Raw genomic sequence first — 18,393 nt, forward strand, 5'->3', positions numbered from 1 at the left:
ATCGGTCGGAAGGCTCCGAGCCCGCCCCGTGGAGAGAGCGCGGCGTCGGCTCGCCCTCGTCCCCCTCTCTTTCCGGAGCCGCCCATGCTGCTTACGCTCGACCAACGCCGTCGGCTGCGCGCTGCGCTCGCCGATCGTCTCCTCGCCGTCTGCTACGGCGCGGGTGTCGACTCGACCGCCATGCTGATCGCATTGAGGCTGGCCGGACTGCGCCCGCACATTATCACCTTCGCCGATACCGCAGCGGAAAAGCCGCCGACCCTCGATCATCTCGACCGCATCGACGCGGTCCTCGCGGGCTGGTCATGGCCGCCCATCACACGCTGCCGGAAGCACACCCTTCCCGGGACGGCCTACGCCGATCTCTATGGCAACTGCCTTGCCAACGAGACCCTGCCGTCCCTGGCGTTCGGGCTGAAATCCTGCTCGATCAAGTGGAAGCAGAAGCCGCAGGACCAGGCAATCAAGGGCGCCGCGTCGGGGCCGAATGCGGCCGAGCCGCACCCGATCTGGCGGGAAGCCACCCGGCGAGGCACGCGGATCGTCAAGCTGATCGGTTATGATTGCGGCCGGGCGGATCTTCGCCGATCGCGCCGCCTGCCGGCCGCGGACGCCGATTTCGACTACGCCTATCCGCTCCAGATGCTCGGATGGGACCGCGCGGACTGCATCGGCGTCATCGCCGAGACGCTCGGCGCGCATATAGTCCCGATCAAATCGGCCTGTTTCTTCTGCCCAGCGTCGAAAATCTGGGAGCTTTACTGGTTGGCCGCCCACTATCCCGACCTGCTGGAACGCGCCCTTGTTCTGGAGCGCAATGCGCTGACCGGGCGACATAGCCGCTTCAGCGAAGTCGCGTTTGGCGCGACATGGGAAGACCTCGTCCGCTCGGCCGATCGCTTCCCTAGCAGCTCGACGACCGTGGGTCTCGGTCGGAGTTTTGCGTGGAACCAGTGGGCGCGGGTCAACGACGTCGTCGACGCTTCGTTTCGCGTCAAGCGCAGCGCCGAGGATCGCGAGCGCTTTCTCGCGCTCGCCGGTCACCTCCAAGGTGCCGGCAACGCGCTCGACGCCCGCGCCGCATGAGACCGGCCGCCGCCAAGGCCGCGCCGGCGGTCCCCCCAGCCAGAGCGAGAGGAAGGCCGGGACGGGTTTGAGCCCGTCCGGTCGAGAGAGAGCGCCGGGCCGGCTCGTCCGTCTCCCGCTCTTTCGAGGTGATCCCCATGCTTCATGCTTCCATTCCGGCGGCCGCTCCGGCCGCGCCCCTTGCGCCGACGTCCGGCCTTGCGCCCGCTACCGCCATTCTCGCGGCTGCGGAACGACTCCTCCCGCATATCGAACAGGGACGCGCGATCGACGCCGCCATCCTGCGCTCCGCCATGGAGCAGGCCTTTGGCGCGTCTGACGCCAGCGGCGCCTGGGACTGGAAATCGGCCTATGACGCCTGCGAGGCAGCGACCGTCCTGTTCCTCCGCAAATACGGCAAGGCGCTCTTCCGCAAAGCCGCATCTCCGGCTGCACGGCTCACCGCGCTGTCCAAGATCGAGAGCTTGCTCCCGACCCACACACGCCGCTCCGAGGAGGCCCAGGCCTTCCAGCAATTCTCGACACCGATCCCGCTCGGCCTTGCGGCGGTCACCGCCGCATCGATCACGCCTGCGGATCGCGTGCTGGAGCCGTCGGCCGGCACGGGCTTGCTTGCCGCACTCGCCTACGTCGCCGGCGCTGGCCTTTCTCTTAACGAGCTGGCCGAGACCCGGGCCGATTTGCTGGCAGCGCTTTTTCCGGCAGTCGCCGTGACGCGCTTCGACGCCGCCCAGATCGACGATCATCTCGATCGCGCCGCCGTCCCCAGCGTCGTCATCATGAATCCGCCGTTCTCGGTCATGGCGAACGTCTCCGGGCGCGTCGCCGACGCCGCCTATCGCCACCTTGCCTCGGCGCTGGCGCGGCTCGCGCCGGGCGGCCGTCTGGTCGCCATCACCGGCGCGAGTTTCTCGCCCGAGCTACCGACCTGGCGGGACAGCTTCGTCCGGTTGCAGGAGCGTGGCCGCGTCGTGTTCACCGCGGCGATCGCGGGCTCGGTCTATGCCAAGCACGGCACGACCATCGAGACGCGGCTGACCGTCATCGACAAGGCGCAGGCCGAGGATGCCGAGCGCTTCCCCCCATCCCCTGGTATCGCGCCGGACGTGGCGACGCTGCTCGCCTGGATCGAGCAGGACGTGCCGCCACGCATGGCCGTCGCGCTGCCAAAGATCGCGCCTGCCGTCACACCGCGCACCGTGCGCGGCTATCTCACCCGGGCCGCATCCGCCGCACCCGTCCGCCGCATCACGCAAGTCGAGGGCGTGCCGCTCGACTATGAGACCGTCGACTGGACGCCGCCCGAGGGCGGCCGCCTGTCGGACTCGATCTACGAGCCCTATGCGCTCCAGTCGATCCGCATACCGGACGCTCAGCCGCATCCGACCAAGCTCGTGCAATCGGCCTCCATGGCCTCGGTTGCGCCTCCCAAGCCGAGCTACCGGCCGTTGCTTCCCCATCCCATCGTCACCGAGGGCGTCCTTTCCGACGCCCAGCTCGAGACGCTGATCTATGCCGGCGAAGCCCATGGCGACTATCTCGCCGGCGCCTGGACGGTGGACGAGACCGGCGACCTCGTCACCGCCGCGCCCGACGACGCACCGAACGCCGTCCGCTTTCGCCGTGGCTTCATGCTTGGCGACGGCACCGGCGCCGGCAAGGGCCGCCAGTCGGCCAGCATCATCCTCGACAACTGGCTCCAGGGTCGGCGCAAGGCCGTCTGGATTTCCAAGTCGGACAAGCTGCTCGAAGACGCGCAGAGGGACTGGTCAGCCGTGGGGATGGAGCGGCTACTGGTTACGCCGCTGTCCCGGTTCCCGCAGGGCACTCCGATCCGGCTCAACGAAGGCGTCCTATTCACCACCTACGCTACGCTACGGTCCGACGACCGTGGGGAGAAGCTTTCGCGCGTCAAGCAAATCGTCGAGTGGTTGGGCTCCGATTTCGACGGAGTGATCATTTTCGACGAAAGCCACGCGATGCAGAACGCCGGCGGCGGCAAGGGAGAACGGGGCGATGTTGCCCCCTCGCAGCAGGGCCGTGCGGGGCTCAGGCTCCAGCACTTGCTGCCGAACGCTCGCGTCGTCTATGTCTCGGCGACCGGCGCGACCACCGTCCACAATCTCGCTTATGCCCAGCGGCTCGGCCTGTGGGGCGGCGACGATTTCCCCTTCGCCAATCGCGCCGAGTTCGTCGAGGCAGTGGAGAATGGCGGTGTCGCGGCCATGGAGGTGCTCGCCCGCGACCTGCGCGCGCTCGGCCTCTACACGGCCCGATCGCTCTCCTATGACGGCGTCGAATATGAATTGGTCGAGCACAAGCTCACACCCGAGCAGACCCGCATCTACGATGCCTATGCCGGCGCCTTCGCCATCATCCACAATCATCTCGATGCGGCGATGCAGGCCGCCAACATCACCGGCGACAGCGGCACGCTGAACCGTCAGGCCAAGTCGGCCGCGCGCTCGGCCTTCGAGAGCGCCAAACAGCGCTTCTTCGGCCATCTGCTGACCAGCATGAAGACCCCGACGCTGATCCGCTCGATCGAACAGGACCTCGCCGACGGACACAGCGCCGTCATCCAGATCGTCTCGACCGGCGAAGCCCTGATGGAGCGGCGACTGGCCGAAATCCCGACCGAGGAATGGAACGACGTCAGGACGGACATTACGCCTCGTGAGTACGTCCTAGGGTATCTCCAGCACTCGTTCCCTGTGCAACTCTATGAGCCGTTCTCCGACAGCGAGGGCAATCTCTCCTCGCGGCCGGTCTTCAGGGACGGCCAGCCCGTCGAAAGCCGGGAAGCCGTCGCCCGCCGCGACGAGCTGATCGAGCGACTGGCATCGCTTGAGCCTGTTCCCGGCGCCCTCGATCAGATCGTCCAGCGCTTCGGCACCGATATCGTCGCCGAGGTCACCGGCCGGTCGCGCCGCGTGGTGCGCAAGGGCAAGCGCCTTGCGGTCGAGAACCGGGCGGCGTCGGCCAATCTCGCCGAGGCAGCCGCCTTCATGGACGACCAGAAGCGCATCCTCGTCTTCTCGGATGCGGGCGGCACGGGACGCAGCTATCACGCCGATCTCGCTGCCCGTAATCAGCGCCTGCGCATCCACTATCTGCTGGAGCCGGGCTGGAAGGCCGATGCCGCGATCCAGGGTCTTGGCCGCACCAATCGCACCAATCAGGCGCAGCCGCCACTGTTCCGGCCGATCGCCACCGATGTGAAGGCGGAGAAGCGCTTCCTCTCGACGATCGCGCGCCGTCTCGACACGCTCGGCGCCATCACGCGCGGGCAGCGCCAGACCGGAGGCCAGGGCCTATTCCGGCCCGAGGACAATCTGGAAAGTCCATACGCCCGCGATGCGCTGCGCCAGCTCTACCTGCTGCTCGTCCGCAATAAGGTCGGGGGTTGCACGCTCGATCGCTTCGAGCGGGCGACCGGACTGAAGCTCATGGACGTTAATGGCATCAAGGACGAGCTTCCGCCGATCACCACTTTCCTCAACCGCCTCCTGGCGCTCACCATCGAGCTTCAGGGCATTCTCTTCACGGCGTTCGAGCAGCTCCTGACGGCAAAGGTCGAAGGCGCGATCCGCAGCGGCGTCTATGACGTGGGCCTGGAGACGCTTCAGGCCGAGAGCTTCGCCGTCACCGACAGCCAGGTCATCCATACCCATCCGGGCACCGGCGCCGAGACCCGGCTGCTCACCATCACCCGGCGCGAACGCAATCGGCCGACCGCTCTCGCCGACGCGCTCGACCATCTCTCCGATCCACGCGCACGGCTGCTGGTCAACGGTCGCTCCGGCCGCGCCGCCGTGCAGGTTCCCGCCCCGTCGATCATGCTCGACGATGGCGAGATCGAGCGCCGCATCTGCCTCATCCGCCCGATGGAACAGCACTTTGCCCCGCTGCGCATGATGGGCGAGACCCACTGGGAAGAGACTGATCGGACCGCCTTCGCCGCCGCATGGTCGGCGGAGCTAAACGACGTGCCGGAATTCTCGGACAGCACCATCCATGTCGTCGCCGGCCTGCTGTTGCCGATCTGGAAGCGCCTGCCGAACGAGTCGACGCGCGTCTATCGGCTCCAGACGGATGCCGGTGAGCGCATCATCGGCCGCCGCGTCTCGCCCGCCTGGGCGACGAACGCCACGACGAAGGGGGCCGCGTCGCTGGCACCGGAGCAGGCGTTCGCAGCACTCATGGACGGCAAGACGACGATCGATCTGATCGAAGGGCTTCAGCTTCGCCGGTCTCGCGTCATGAGCGCCCATCGCCTCGAGCTGACCGGCTTCACCGAAGCGATGCGGGACCGGCTGCGTGCCTATGGCCTGTTCAGCGAGATCATCTCGTGGAAGCTGCGCTTCTTCGTTCCGGTTGATGCCAGCGGCCCTACGGTGCTGGCCAAGCTGCTCGACACCTATCCGGTGGCCCGCATCTCCGATCGGGAGGCTGCATGATGCCTCGTCAGGACGCTTCCGATCTCGCGCACCGTCTCGGCCGTCAGGCCGAGGCGGTGTGCCGCCACTATCTGTCGAGCGGGCGGCGCGAGGGCCGCTACTGGCTGGTCGGCGATGTGCGCAACACGCCGGGCCGCTCCATGTATGTGCGGCTCAAGGATTCGCCCAAAGGCCCTGCGGGGAAGTGGACCGACGCCGCCACCGGCGAGCATGGCGATCTCCTCGACGTCATCCGCGAAAGCTTTGGCCTGGTCGACTTCAAGGACGTCGCCGACGAAGCACGGACCTTCCTCAGCATGCCACCGCCCCAGCCAGGAGCCCGCGAGCACCAGCGGCAGAGCCCGGCGCCGCACGGCTCGCCCGAGGCCGCCCGTCGCCTGATCGCCATGTCGCAGATGATCACCGGCACGCTCGTGCAATCGTATCTGCGCGAACGCGGCATTACGGATTTACGCGGAACCGGAAGCCTGCATTTCCACCCGCGTTGCTACTACCGGCCCGACGAGCATTCCCCGACCGAGACGTGGCCCGCAATGATCGCGGCCGTGACCGACCTGCGCGATCGGATCACCGGGGCGCATCGCACCTGGCTCGATCCACGGCGCAAGGACAAGGCGCCTCTCGACACGCCGAGACGGGCGATGGGCGATCTTCTCGGCAATGCAGTCCGCTTCGGCCATGGCAGCGAAGTAATGGCGGCCGGCGAAGGCATCGAAACGGTACTGTCGATCCGACAGGTCTTGCCCGACATGCCAATGATGGCGGCGCTCTCGGCAGCCCATCTCGCCGCCATCCTGTTCCCGGACACATTGCGGCGGCTCTACATCCTTCGCGACAACGATCCGGCGGGCGACGGTGCGCGCGACAGTCTCGTCGAAAGGGCGAACGCGGCCGGGATCGAAGCGATCGTGATCTCGCCCCAGCTCGGCGACTTCAACGAGGATCTCCGCGCGTTTGGCCGCGACACCCTCCGCAGCCAGACACGGGTCCAGATCGGGCCGCAGGACGTCGCACGTTTTATGGCGTTAGCGGCATAGCCGGCAGGAAGGATTGCGGCGCGTCATCGACGTGCCGCGTCCGGATGCATCGTTCCGTCAGAGAGGACCGCGCCTCGGCCTTCTAGAGGGCGATCGGCCCACAAGCCGGCCAGCCAGGCAATGGCGGCGGCCGACTATTTTCCGGCGCGGCCTAAAGGCCGCTTTCCATCGCGAGGCAAAATAGCCGGCCTTAGCCATCGAGCCCTGCGCTTGCGCTCCGGGTGCCCGGCCGTCCGGCCCGTGGGCTTCGTCGCCATGAAGGCCGCGACGGTCGCGGTCCTATCGACGGAGCATCCCATGGACACGCACGACGACTTCGAACCTCATCACGAATCCTCACCCACCGACCATGTCCTCAACGAACTTCAGCTCCACGGCTACCGGCCTTTCGCCGACGAACCGGATCAGCGGCTTCTGCCCGATGGCAACGCAGTGGCGGGCGCCGTTGCCGACATCTTCGACGCCCTGATCGGGACACTGGAAGATACACGCCTCGAACCCGACCTCGACGATCTACTCTGGTCGACGGTCAATCTCTTCCAACGGGCGACCGAACGGATCGGACGCGAGCTGGACGACAATGAGCAGGCCCAGAAGCGCGGGCAGCGCGAACAGGACGGCAGCGAGGTCAAGTCGGTCGAGCTCGAACGCCTGATCGCCGAGGGCAAGACCCTGATCGAACGCCAGAACGCCTTCGAGTTGATGCGCGACCAGGCCGCCGAACACTATGAACGCCAGATCGGCAAAGTCTGGCTCCCGCGCAGCGGGTCGAAGGTCAACCATCGCAATCTCACCTCGGCGATGATCGACAGCCGCGATTTCCTGATGGCGAAGAAGCGCGCCGAGCAGGAGGTGCTTCTGCCCCCCGGACCAAAAATCGTCGTCACCGGCGGGCTGGACTTCAACGATCACCGCCTGATCTGGGCCAAGCTCGATCAGGTGCATCACAAGCACCCCGACATGGTGCTGGTCCACGGCAAGTCGCCCAAGGGCGCACCGAAGATCGCCTCCCTGTGGGCGACGAACCGCAACGTGCCTCAGATCGGCTTCGCCCCCGACTGGGCCAAGCATGGCCGCGCCGCACCCTTCAAACGCAATGACGAGATGCTGGAGATCATGCCCAAGGGCGTGCTGCACTTCCCGGGCAACGGCATCGACGACAACCTCGCCGACAAGGCCAAGAAGCTCGGCATTCCGGTTTGGAAGCACGGCGGCGCGTGAGCGCCGCCGTCACCTCTCCGCAGATACTCTTATTCACGCAAAAGCGTATCGGCGTATTTCCGCAGAATCGCATTTCAGTCCGGTTCGCCCGTTACGGCGATCCGGGCCGAACGTGCATAGTGGGCAAGCTCTGTGTCGTTCTCGATCAGCGCATCGAGCAACGCTTTCATGTCCGCCTGGTCGGAGGAAGACTGAAACGGACCCGGCTGACGTTCGATGGCCAGCACGGCGATTGCGAGCGCCTTTTTCACGAGATGCAGGTCCCTTCCGGTGAATTCCGCCATCTCCGGTCCTTCGCGACTCCAAACCTCTGGCCGCCAACATAGCCGAAGTCTTGGCCTAGCAGGACATGGTGAGATCGCGACGGAGCAAGCGTCGTGGAAGGACGCAGGTCTCCTCACGCGAGAACCACCTCCGCCTATCAGCGCTGATCCTTGGTCCAGCCGCGGACTTGTCGCCATCAACCCATAAAGGGTCGGCTATGCGAGCATGCCGCCGCTGCGGCTGCGCCTGCGCGGTGATTGCAGTCCACGGCCGAACACTTCGGGCGCCTGTCGGCAGGGGATGGTCCCCCGCTCCAGCAGGAGCCCAACAATGTCCCTCAACGACGCTCACGCTTTCGCCTTCAGCCTCGCCACCACCCTGATGGCCGCCATCGTCATCTTCCAGGCCGGCGACGGCACCCTCTCGGTGACGCCTGCCAGCGAATATGACGGCGACGCCTCGGAGATCATCCATGAGATAGATCCCTTCGCCCCGTAAGGAGCGCGATCCCACGCCGGGCGGAGATCGCCAGCGATTTCCGCTCCCGGCGCACGCGCATTTCGGCTATGGTCGCGGTGCGTCGTGGTGGTGGTGGAAGGCGCGGTCGTCAGACCTGAACGATTGGAGACCACCGCCATGATCATCCTCGCCATTCTCGCATCCCTCGTCGCCATCGGCCTGCTCTGCTGGCTGTTGTTCACCCTGGCGGTCTTCGCGCTGCCCGCCTTCGTCGGCGTGACCGCCGGCGCATGGGCCCACGACAGCGGCGCCGGCATAGCCGGCGCTATCGTCGTCGGCGCGATCGCGGCCGCGATGACGCTCGTGATCGGGCACCTTCTGATCGCCTTCGTCCGTCCGATGTGGCTGAAGCTCGTCGTGGCGATCGCCTTCGTCGCCCCGGCGGCGATCGCGGGTTTCCACGCCACTCATGGCATCGTGAAGCATCTGATGCCGTCCGAGGCGTGGCAGATCGCCTTCTCGATCATCGGCGCCGTCGCGGTCGGGATCACCGCTTTCGTTCGGGTCGCTGGAATGGCGACGACCCCAGGCCCATCCGGCCGGGATCTTGTTCAAGCCTGACATTCGTCGTCGTCGTGGTTGCGGAGGACAGAGCAACGTGGCGAGCACCGCGTCCCGTCGCCTCCGAGATTGCGGATGAGCAGCGTGCTACGGACCGACAACCGTCCCTGAAAGCGACCCGCGTCAGAGCACTTGGGACAGCGCCGCCAGCGCGTCCGTTCTTGACCCGAAGGCAGAGGCCATTGCGGTAGCGATGAACGGAGATGCAGGAGCGATGCCCTGTCGACGGGAGACGAAGCCGCTGAACCCTGCCGTGGCGCCGGCTTTTCGGTGCGGGAGGGCACCATTTTCTCCGTTGTCTGACCGTGCCTCGACCGCTCCAAACGGTCTCTCCAATGGCCTGATCTGGCTGAAGACCGGCTTCGCCTCGATCGCCTATGCCGCAACAGCCGCGTCAAACTTTCTTCCCCTGCCGGCTGCGCCGTCATTCCGCGCGCAACAAGAAAGCCCTCCTTGGCTGTCCAGCCCCATCCTCACCCCAGCGCGCAAGCGCGCCGAGGACCCCGAGCAAGGGGTGCGCCGTCGATCGCCTCCGGCCTGCCGATCGCCATCGAGACCGCATGGTGCGGGCTCGGGAACGGAAAACGGAGATTTACAATGGCGACCATCGGCACCTTCAAGAAGACCGGCTCGAACGAGTTCACCGGCGACATCGTCACCCTCAGCGTCCAGGCCAAGAACGTGCGCATCGTTCCCGACCAGCGCGCCACCGGCGAGAACGCCCCCAGCCACCGGGTCCTGGTCGGCCGCGCCGAGATCGGCGCCGCCTGGTCCAAGCGCTCCAACGAGGGTCGCGACTATCTGGGCCTCAAGCTCGACGATCCGAGCTTCAACGCCCCGATCTACGCCAACCTCTTCGACGACGAGGGCGAAGACACCTTCTCGCTGATCTGGTCCCGCCCCAACGGCAGGCGCGCCGACTGAGGCTCCCCCGCAAGGCCCCGACCCAAAGGTCGGGGCCTTCATTCAGAACGACCGAATCAGTTTCACTGGATCGCTCCCTAGCGACGGAACCAGCAGCGCCTTTTGGCTCGCAAAATAAGCCAATAACGACTATTATAGTCGTAGTTCTGGCGTGCGCGTAGGTCCGAGTGGGAGGTGATCATGCATGATCACCGCCCGACAATCTCGGGCCGCGCGCGCGTTGCTGGGTTGGACACAGGAGACGCTCGCTGACCGGGCCCGGGTATCTTTGACCGCGCTGAAGCGCCTCGAATCCACAAGTGGCCTCGAGGTCTACGAGAGCACGCGCGATGAGATACGGCGCGCCTTCGAACGTGGCGGGATCGTTTTCCTTAACTCCGACCAGGGTGTGGGAGTCATGCTTGTTGATGGAAAAAAGGAAGGCTGACCGATCAACAGGCGACCGTCTCGCCGGTGCGCGACGTTCCCATGGCGCCAGGAGGTCATATCCTCACATCAGCGTTAACAATCCCCTTCAAAATGGATACATCTGTCCGAGGGGGACGTGGTGACCAAGCAAGACTTTCTCGATCAGCCACCCGGCGGAGCAGCGCTCACGGCCTGTGACCGAGCGCACCTGAAACTGTACCTGCGCCTTCTTGATGCCGACGCGGAAGGCGCGGACTGGAAAGAGGTCGTCAGGGTGTTGTTCGGTATTTGTGCCAAAACAGAACCCGAACGCGCCGCGCATATCCACGCCGCTCACCTTTCCCGCGCCAAGTGGATGACGCAGAGCGGCTTCGGTGAGCTCCTGGGTCCTCGTCTCCATTGAGGTGATGCAGGATCTGCATCACGTCGGTTGGTCTTCGTTCTTCCCGCCGGTGACACAACTTGGAATCGTCTCAACCGCAAAACTCGCGTTGCGTAACATTTGCGCGGAGGCGGCGGAGGATGTCCGAAGAAGAAAGTTGGCGGTCAGATGCCGCCTATGACTATGTCGACAAGCTGTCCCCTGGTGACCTCGCCTGGGAATTTCTGCGACGTAACCCCGAATACAGAAAATCATATCATGAGTTGATCGCCACTGGTCGGCTTACCGACGATGTCGCGCGCGCTTTCGCCGAGCAATGGGGGTTGCGATTTCCCTATCGATCCACAAGCAAGCGCGCTGACGCAGCCGATTTTCTGGACCCCGCAAGTCGATCCCGGCGCAATCATATTCGCCGTTGGGCCGCCCCCTGAGGGCAGCTCCATCACCGGCGAAATGCTGCGTCTTCGCGCAATAATCCAGCACGGCCGGGATCTTCTCCGGCTCGAATTGCGCGGCGAGCGCTATGACATACTGCTTGTAGAGCCGGACGCACAGGGTCCGCTTGGCATTCACATCATCTTCGACGACTTGATGCCAGACCGGAAAACAACGCTTGAGCGTTTTTGGAACGCGATGGCCGGCAAACGCGTGCCGCACGACCCTCGTCTGACACCTCAGCGTCACCAGCGCGCCCGCCAGATGCTTCGTGCCATCGACGCGCGGTTCGTCGGATCGACCTATCGCGACATCGCCGAAGTACTCTTTCCAAACCACGAACATGATCCAGCAAAATGGGTCGATAGCCCATTCCGTGTGATGATGAGCCGTCTTGTCAGAGACGGCATGGCCTTCGTGCGCGGCGGATATCGCACGCTTCTGCGTCGCCCGCGCCGCCACCGCTGACCGCCCCCCGGGGTCGCGGATAACAACTTAACTTCGTTCCTGCCCCGAACGCCGCCTTCCCGCCACCGTGCTCACAATCCGCCGCTCACCCGATGCGGCCACCGCGAGACCACGGAGGTTCGATCATGGCCGAAAGCGCCGCCAATCTACCGCTACGATACCTGAGAACGCAGGAAGCGGCACGCGTCCTCGGACTCTCCGAGCGCACCCTCGAAAAGCATCGAACCTATGGCACCGGCCCCAACTATCGAAAGCTCGGCGGCCGCGTCGTCTATTCGATAGACGATCTCCAGACATGGGCCGATCGCGGCCTTGTCAGCTCGACCTCCGACCCCCGTGCCGGCACCGTGCTCCCTGCCAAGCGCCAGCCCGCCGCCCCTGCCGCCGGCGGCCGCTTCCCGCGCTGAGCCGACCTGCCATGTCGTACCCCCACCGGCATCGCGATGAACGTGCGCAGCTCGACCTGTTCCGAGCGCTGCCCGGCGATCTTGCGCCCCGCGATGCGCAGGATCTCATGGCCTATCCGTTCTTCTCGCTGGCCAAGTCGAAGCGCCTAGCGCCCATAGACTTCAAAGCGGGTTCGGTGAAGATCCGCGTCGAGGCAGTCGCCGAGCACGGAATGGCGACGATCTGGGACGCCGACGTTCTGATCTGGGCCGCCTCGCAGATCGTCGAAGCACGCGATCTCGGCCTGCGGCCGTCGCGCCTGATGGCGACCACCCCCTATGAAATCCTCAACTTCATCGGCCGCGGCGTGTCACTCCGCGACTACGACCGCCTGAAGGCTGCGCTCGACCGGCTTCAGTCGACCACGGTGGCGACCTCGATCCGCCAACCGACCGAGCGGCGGATGCACCGCTTCTCCTGGATCAACGAGTGGAAGGAGCGCGCGGATGATCGCGGGCGCCCCCTCGGACTCGAACTGATCGTCCCCGACTGGTTCTACGGCGCGGTCCTCGACGACGCGCTCGTGCTGACCATCGACCGCAATTATTTCGGTCTGACGGGAGGCCTGGAGCGCTGGCTGTACCGCCTCGTGCGCAAGCACGGCGGCAAGCAGGAGTTTGGCTGGAGTTTCGACTTCCCGCATCTCCACGCCAAGTCGGGCAGCCTCTCGCCGCTCAAGCACTTCGCCTACGACCTCCGCGACATCGTCAAACGCCAGCCGCTGCCCGGCTACCGCCTGGCTATCGAGCAATGCGTCGGCGGTCCCGAAATCCTGTCGTTCGTGCCGACCGATCCGGATGCCCTCGGCATCCCGCGCCGTCGTCGCCGGACCAAACCTCACCCTGGGGATAAGCTGTGAATCGTCTCGTGCTATCAGGGACCGGCACTATCGTGCCATCGGGGACCGGACTCTCGTGCTATCGGGGACCGGAATCGCCGAATCCTCGCGCTGAATCAGCAGCTTGCGAGCCCCGTAACTTATCTAACCTAGATTCCTACGGAATCTTTCTAACGCGACCGCCGTTTTCGGCCGCTGTGGACGAGTCCCCTTTTCCCGGGAGACTGTCATGATCGTCGCGCTCCTCAATCAGAAAGGCGGCGTCGGCAAGACGACATTGGCGTTGCATCTCGCTGGTGAATGGGCACGCGGTGGACGGCGCGTCACGCTGATCGACGCCGACCCCCAGGGTTCGGCGCTCGACTGGTCGCAGCAGCGCAGCCGAGAGGGGTTGGAGCGGCTGTTCGGTGTCGTCGGCCTGGCCCGCGACACGCTGCACCGCGAAGCGCCGGAGTTGGCCCGCGACGTCGACCATGTCGTCATCGACGGCCCGCCGCGCGTCGCCGGGCTGATGCGCTCGGCGCTGCTCGCGGCCGATCTCGTGCTCATTCCGGTGCAGCCGTCGCCGCTCGATGGCTGGGCCTCGGCGGAGATGCTCTCGTTGCTCGGCGAGGCACGCATCTATCGCCCGCAGCTCGCCGCCCGCTTCGTACTGAACCGCTGCGCGGCTCGCACCGTGTTGGCGCGCGAGACCGCCGAAACGCTCGCGGATCACGACCCGCCCTTGCTCTCGACCACGATCGGCCAGCGCATCGTCTTCGCCGATGTCGTGCAGACCGGCCGGCTCGCCGCCGAGCAAGACGAGGATTGCCCTGGGGCGCGCGAGATCGCCGCGCTCGCAGCGGAAGTCGCGAGGATCTGCGCATGAGCGCGCGGTCCCCGAAACGCAGCTTCGCGGCGCGTCCGGCCGATCCGGAGAGCTGGATCAAGGCGCCCGAACGCCACCCCCCGCGCGCGCAAGCCGGCGAGGACTTCTCGGCGCGACTGACGATCGACGTGACCGCGGATATGCGCGGCCGCATCAAGATCGCCGCCTTCCAGCGCGGCCAGACCGTCGCCGACATGCTGCGCGCGCTGTTCGAGCGCGAATTTCCACCCCCATCAGGAGAAGGATCATGACCGGCCCTGGCGCCGCGCCAATGCGCGTCGGCCGCGCCGCCATCGAGCTGCCGGTCGACAGCCTCACCCAGGTCGAACTTACTTGGGTCGAGAAGCGAACGGAGCACTGGATACGGTTCGGTCGCGAGCTACGCGACCAGATCCTCGACCGGCGCCGACGCATCCTCTTCTTCCTTCCCGGAAGCATCTTCGCGCTGGTCCGATGGGCCGCGAATGAGCACGGGACCGTGCTCTCGCGCCTCGACATCCTGCGCGCCGTTGAGCCTGCTGCGCCGTGCCAGACGGTGCCGACCGTCACGCCCGGCGCGGACATCCTCTTGCGCGTCGATGGCTGGCCGAAGGTGGAGCGCATGCTCCAGCTTATCGACGCGATCGAGGCACGCGGCATCGACCCGATCGAGGTCTCGCCGGACCATTGGCGCCATGTCCACAACCGAATGACTGTTGGCGAAACACCGCGCGCGTATGGTCCGCGCCAGCATCGCGCTTTTCTCCTGCGTCGGGAGATCGGCGCATGACCCGGCTCTCCTATGCCATCGTCACGACGGCGGCAGTGTCGCTTCTCGGCTTCGCCTCGATCGCTTCGTTCGCGCCGCGCCTCATCTGGAACGCGTCCGCCAGCACCCCCGTCGGCTTCTACACGATCGGCGATGTGGGCGCCCTCAACGTGACCGATCTGGTGGCGGTCGACGCGCCCGAACCGCTCGCCACTTTCCTGTCGGATGGCGGCTACCTGCCGCGCGGCGTGCCGCTTCTGAAGCGCGTCGCCGCGCTGCCGGGACAGCGGGTCTGCCGAAACGGGCTCGCCATCACCGTCGACGGCGTGCCGCTAGGCGATGCCCTCGACCGCGATAGCCGTGGTCGCCCGCTTCCCGTTTGGCAGGGCTGCCGATCGGTCGCGGATGGCGAGCTGTTCCTGATGAACTGGCAAGTCCGCGACAGCCTCGACGGTCGCTACTTCGGGCCGCTTCCGGCCTGGGCCGTGATCGGGCGGGCCACCCCTCTCTACACCGACGAGGACGGCGATGGCCGCTTCGTCTGGCGCGCGCCGACGCGGTGACGGCGTGCCCATGCCCCTCTTCACCGCAATCTGAAGGAGACGACCAATGCCCGTGATCGGTCAATTCATGCGCGAGAATGATGGCTTTATCGGCCACCTGACGACGCTGTCCCTGCACCAGGACATCATCATCGTTCCGGCCGAACCGTCCGATGCAGAGAACGCGCCTGACTTCCGCGTGCATGTCCTCGATACGATGAGCAACGAGACCGGCGCGGAGATCGGCGCCGGCTGGAAGCGCACCGGCGAGAAGGCCGGCGATTACGTCTCGCTACAGCTCGACGATCCCACCTTCGCACATCCGATCCGCGCCAATCTGTTCCAGTCCGCAGACGATAAGTCCGCCTGGGGCCTGCACTGGAATCGTCCGCCGAAGCGCGGCGAGCGGGACTGAACGATGCCCGCCGCGCGCATGCAGCTTGTCGTCGGAGGGGGGATCACCCTCCGACGTGCAGCCCTCCTTCTCCTTTCCGGCCTGATCCTCGCCGCACCGGTCGCGAGCACTGCCCACGCCCAGCAGACGCCGGTCGAGCGGCCGTCGCGCAGTGATCCCTATGGCGCTTACATCGCCGAGGCGGCGCAGCGGTTCGGCGTTCCAGAGGCATGGATTCGCGCCGTCATGCGCGTCGAAAGTGCCGGCGACGTGCGCGCCATCTCGCCGGCCGGCGCGATGGGCCTGATGCAGGTCATGCCCGCTACCTGGGCGGAACTCCGCGTCCGACATCGGCTCGGCAGAAATCCCTACGATCCGCGCGACAACATCCTAGCGGGTGCGGCGTATCTGCGCGAGATGCACGACCGCTACGGATCGCCCGGCTTCCTGGCGGCCTACAACGCGGGTCCGGGCCGCTACGAAGAGTATCTCGCAGGACGCCCGTTGCCGGCTGAAACGCGCGCCTATGTCGCGACGCTCGCCCCCATTGTCGGCGGGGGCGAACTCGCCGGCCCCGTCGTGGTAGCGGCCGCCGATCCGCTCGCCTGGACGCGAGCGCCGCTCTTCGTCGTGCAGTCAACCGTCGCCGGACCTGCCATGCCTGTGCAGTCCGAAAGCGCGCCCGGTGACAGCACGGCGGCCGCCCCGGAGCGCGATCAAGGCCCGGTGGCTTCGCGCACCGAGGGCCTTTTCGTCGCGCGCAATGTCCCCGGTGGCCCGCGATGACCGCGTTCGCACCCATTCGCAGTGTGGCGTGTTCTGGCGGACGGAAGGCGGTCCGGGGAGGAGGAGCTGTCAGCACAACCGCACGATGGCGAGATAAAAGCCGGCGAGGTGCGGCTTGGTGCGGTCGTGTGTTTTCAGAGGCTTATGGCGCATTTGCGCGAGGTGCGCCTGATCGGCGCAGCCTGCGCATTCGCCATTTCGCCAAGGCTTTCCGCGCGTTTGCGCGATGTGCGGGGCCTCGACCATGAGCGGCGAGGACGATTTCCGCATCCGGCCTGGCCGCATCCGTTCGACCCGTGCGCAGCAGGCGCGGCCCTTCATCGCCCAGGCGCTCGCCGCCGCACAGCGGGCCGGTGGACGCGTCTCGCGCTCCGGCCAGATCAGCAAGGGCAATCGCTCGCGGTTTGGACGCGGACAGCGCGCGACCGTGCAGGCCAATCGGCTGCTCACGAGCCGATCGCGCAACACAGTCATCAAGACACGCGTCGTCCGTCATAGCGCGCGGGCCGCGCCGCTCTCTGCACACCTCAGCTATCTCCGCCGCGAGGGCGTCACCCGGGATGGGGAGAAGGCGCGCCTGTTCGGCCCCGCATCCGAGGACGCCGATCCGAAGGCCTTCGCCGAGCGCACCCAGGACGATCGGCATCACTTCCGGTTCATCGTCTCACCCGAGGACGCGACCGAGATGAGCGACCTCAAGTCCTTCGCGCGCGAGCTGATGGGTCAGATGGAGAAGGACCTCGGCACCAAGCTCGACTGGGTCGGCGTCGATCACTGGAACACCGACAATCCCCACGTCCACATCATCCTGCGTGGGCGCACTGATGACGGCCAGGACCTCGTCATCTCCCGCGACTACATCAAGGAGGGCATGCGCGCCCGCGCGCAGGATCTCGTCACCCAGGAGTTGGGGCCGCGCACCGAGCAGGAGATCCGGCGCAACCTGGGGCGCCAGGTCGAGGCGGAACGCTGGACCGATCTCGATCGACAGATCGCCCGCGACAGCTATCGCACGGGCGTCGCCGACCTCGCCCCACATCCCGATCGGCAGCCAGACGAATTCCACGCGCTGAAGGTCGGTCGGCTGCGCAAGCTGGAGACACTCGGCCTCGCCGATCAGGTCGGTCCCGGCCAGTGGGTCGTATCGGAGAATGCCGAGAAGACGCTGCGCGCGCTCGGCGAGCGCGGCGACATCATCAAGCGCATCCACCGCGGCCTGACCGAACGCGGCATCGAGCGCGGCGCCGCGAGCTATGTGCTCGCCGGCGAGAGCATTGACGATCCGGTCATCGGCCGGCTGGTCGACCGCGGCCTCGATGACGAGCTGAAGGGCACGGCCTATGCCGTGGTCGACGGCACCGACGGGCGCACCCACCACATCAAGCTCGCCGATCTCGACGCCGCCGGGGACAGCGCACCGGGTTCGATCGTCGAGCTGCGCAAGTTCGACGACGCGCATGGCCGCCGGCGTGTCGCGCTCGCCGTTCGCTCGGATCTCGATATCGAGCGACAGGTCCATGCGACGGGCGCCACCTGGCTCGACCGGCAGGCCATCGCCCGCGAGCCGGTAGCGCTCGGCGGCGGCGGCTTCGGCGCGGAGGTGCGTCAGGCGATGGACCGGCGCGCCGACCATCTCATCGCCCAGGGGCTCGCCGAGCGGCAGACGCGCGGCGTCAGCTTCTCGCCAGGGCTGATCGAAACCTTGCGCCAGCGCGAGGTCGAAGCGCTCGGGGAGAAGCTCGCGGCCGAGACCGGCCGGCCATTCTCGAAGGCCGGAATGGGCGAGTATGTGGCGGGCACTTATCGCCAGCGCTTCGCGCTCGCCTCCGGCCGCTTCGCCATGATCGACGACGGCCTCGGCTTCCAGCTCGTGCCCTGGTCGCCCTCCCTCGAACGTCACCTTGGTCAGCACGTCTCCGGCGTCTCGCGCGGCGGCGGCGTCGACTGGAGCTTCGGCCGCAATCGCGGCCTCGGCATGTAGCCCAACCAAGAAAGGAGTGCCCCG

The 18,393-nt window shown here is 66.4% G+C and carries 20 protein-coding genes; 19 read left to right on the plus strand and 1 reads right to left on the minus strand.

The window, feature by feature from the left end; genetic code table 11:
• Positions 1 to 84: 84 nt before the first annotated feature.
• The 4 genes from B2G71_RS16085 (at position 85) to B2G71_RS16100 (ending at position 7,804) form a co-directional block, all read left to right on the plus strand.
• Positions 85 to 1,086 (plus strand): hypothetical protein, encoded by a 1,002-nt coding sequence (locus B2G71_RS16085; RefSeq protein ID WP_098107574.1) that lies wholly within the window; start codon positions 85 to 87, stop codon positions 1,084 to 1,086.
• Positions 1,087 to 1,223: 137 nt separating this feature from the next.
• A complete protein-coding gene (locus tag B2G71_RS16090; RefSeq protein ID WP_098107575.1) occupies positions 1,224 to 5,546 on the plus strand; it encodes a strawberry notch family protein in 4,323 nt (1,440 codons plus the stop codon).
• The gene (locus B2G71_RS16095) at positions 5,546 to 6,583 is read left to right on the plus strand and encodes a toprim domain-containing protein (RefSeq protein WP_098107676.1); all 1,038 of its coding nucleotides are present in this window, start codon (positions 5,546 to 5,548) and stop codon (positions 6,581 to 6,583) included. Before B2G71_RS16090 ends, B2G71_RS16095 begins: the two co-directional genes overlap by 1 nt.
• 297 nt (positions 6,584 to 6,880) lie before the next feature.
• On the plus strand, positions 6,881 to 7,804 hold the full coding sequence (locus B2G71_RS16100) for a DUF2493 domain-containing protein (RefSeq protein ID WP_098107677.1): 924 nt from the start codon (positions 6,881 to 6,883) through the stop codon (positions 7,802 to 7,804).
• 74 nt (positions 7,805 to 7,878) lie between these two features.
• Here the strand turns inward: B2G71_RS16100 and B2G71_RS16105 are convergent, their stop codons facing one another.
• Positions 7,879 to 8,088 (minus strand): hypothetical protein, encoded by a 210-nt coding sequence (locus tag B2G71_RS16105; RefSeq protein ID WP_098107577.1) that lies wholly within the window; start codon positions 8,086 to 8,088, stop codon positions 7,879 to 7,881.
• A gap of 310 nt (positions 8,089 to 8,398) precedes the next feature.
• Here B2G71_RS16105 and B2G71_RS24160 point away from each other — a divergent pair, with 310 nt between their 5' ends.
• The 15 genes from B2G71_RS24160 to B2G71_RS16185 all read left to right on the plus strand — a co-directional run bounded on the left by B2G71_RS24160 (position 8,399) and on the right by B2G71_RS16185 (position 18,369).
• Positions 8,399 to 8,566, plus strand: coding sequence for a hypothetical protein (locus B2G71_RS24160; protein WP_168176383.1), 168 nt, complete (start codon positions 8,399 to 8,401; stop codon positions 8,564 to 8,566).
• 138 nt (positions 8,567 to 8,704) lie between these two features.
• The gene (locus B2G71_RS16115) at positions 8,705 to 9,148 is read left to right on the plus strand and encodes a hypothetical protein (RefSeq protein WP_098107580.1); all 444 of its coding nucleotides are present in this window, start codon (positions 8,705 to 8,707) and stop codon (positions 9,146 to 9,148) included.
• A 597-nt stretch (positions 9,149 to 9,745) separates the two neighbouring features.
• Complete coding sequence (locus B2G71_RS16125; RefSeq protein ID WP_098107581.1) at positions 9,746 to 10,072, plus strand: DUF736 domain-containing protein; 327 nt, start codon at positions 9,746 to 9,748, stop codon at positions 10,070 to 10,072.
• 184 nt (positions 10,073 to 10,256) lie between these two features.
• Complete coding sequence (locus B2G71_RS16130; protein ID WP_098107583.1) at positions 10,257 to 10,499, plus strand: helix-turn-helix transcriptional regulator; 243 nt, start codon at positions 10,257 to 10,259, stop codon at positions 10,497 to 10,499.
• A gap of 120 nt (positions 10,500 to 10,619) precedes the next feature.
• Positions 10,620 to 10,883, plus strand: coding sequence for a DUF2285 domain-containing protein (locus B2G71_RS16135; RefSeq protein WP_098107679.1), 264 nt, complete (start codon positions 10,620 to 10,622; stop codon positions 10,881 to 10,883).
• A gap of 270 nt (positions 10,884 to 11,153) precedes the next feature.
• On the plus strand, positions 11,154 to 11,765 hold the full coding sequence (locus tag B2G71_RS16140) for a DUF2285 domain-containing protein (protein ID WP_098107585.1): 612 nt from the start codon (positions 11,154 to 11,156) through the stop codon (positions 11,763 to 11,765).
• A gap of 125 nt (positions 11,766 to 11,890) precedes the next feature.
• Entirely contained in the window at positions 11,891 to 12,172 is a 282-nt protein-coding gene (locus tag B2G71_RS16145; protein ID WP_098107586.1) for a helix-turn-helix domain-containing protein, read from the plus strand.
• Positions 12,173 to 12,183: 11 nt separating this feature from the next.
• The gene (locus B2G71_RS16150; RefSeq protein WP_098107588.1) at positions 12,184 to 13,071 is read left to right on the plus strand and encodes a replication initiator protein A; all 888 of its coding nucleotides are present in this window, start codon (positions 12,184 to 12,186) and stop codon (positions 13,069 to 13,071) included.
• Positions 13,072 to 13,279: 208 nt separating this feature from the next.
• The gene (parA, locus tag B2G71_RS16155; RefSeq protein WP_098107590.1) at positions 13,280 to 13,918 is read left to right on the plus strand and encodes a ParA family partition ATPase; all 639 of its coding nucleotides are present in this window, start codon (positions 13,280 to 13,282) and stop codon (positions 13,916 to 13,918) included.
• A complete protein-coding gene (locus B2G71_RS16160; protein ID WP_098107592.1) occupies positions 13,915 to 14,169 on the plus strand; it encodes a hypothetical protein in 255 nt (84 codons plus the stop codon). Before parA ends, B2G71_RS16160 begins: the two co-directional genes overlap by 4 nt.
• Before the next feature lie 20 nt (positions 14,170 to 14,189).
• Positions 14,190 to 14,687 carry a DUF2840 domain-containing protein gene (locus tag B2G71_RS16165; RefSeq protein WP_240530189.1) on the plus strand — a complete coding sequence of 166 codons (498 nt, stop codon included), beginning with the start codon at positions 14,190 to 14,192 and terminating at the stop codon, positions 14,685 to 14,687.
• Complete coding sequence (locus B2G71_RS16170) at positions 14,684 to 15,229, plus strand: S26 family signal peptidase (protein WP_098107595.1); 546 nt, start codon at positions 14,684 to 14,686, stop codon at positions 15,227 to 15,229. The genes B2G71_RS16165 and B2G71_RS16170 overlap by 4 nt, the downstream gene beginning before the upstream one ends.
• A 46-nt stretch (positions 15,230 to 15,275) precedes the next feature.
• Positions 15,276 to 15,623, plus strand: coding sequence for a DUF736 domain-containing protein (locus tag B2G71_RS16175; RefSeq protein ID WP_098107597.1), 348 nt, complete (start codon positions 15,276 to 15,278; stop codon positions 15,621 to 15,623).
• A 3-nt stretch (positions 15,624 to 15,626) separates the two neighbouring features.
• Positions 15,627 to 16,388 carry a lytic transglycosylase domain-containing protein gene (locus B2G71_RS16180; RefSeq protein WP_098107598.1) on the plus strand — a complete coding sequence of 254 codons (762 nt, stop codon included), beginning with the start codon at positions 15,627 to 15,629 and terminating at the stop codon, positions 16,386 to 16,388.
• A gap of 244 nt (positions 16,389 to 16,632) precedes the next feature.
• On the plus strand, positions 16,633 to 18,369 hold the full coding sequence (locus B2G71_RS16185; protein ID WP_098107600.1) for a VirD2 family relaxase/mobilization nuclease: 1,737 nt from the start codon (positions 16,633 to 16,635) through the stop codon (positions 18,367 to 18,369).
• Positions 18,370 to 18,393 lie beyond the last annotated feature (24 nt).

Source organism: Novosphingobium sp. PC22D, assembly GCF_002556635.1.
Taxonomy (GTDB): Bacteria; Pseudomonadota; Alphaproteobacteria; order Sphingomonadales; family Sphingomonadaceae; genus Novosphingobium.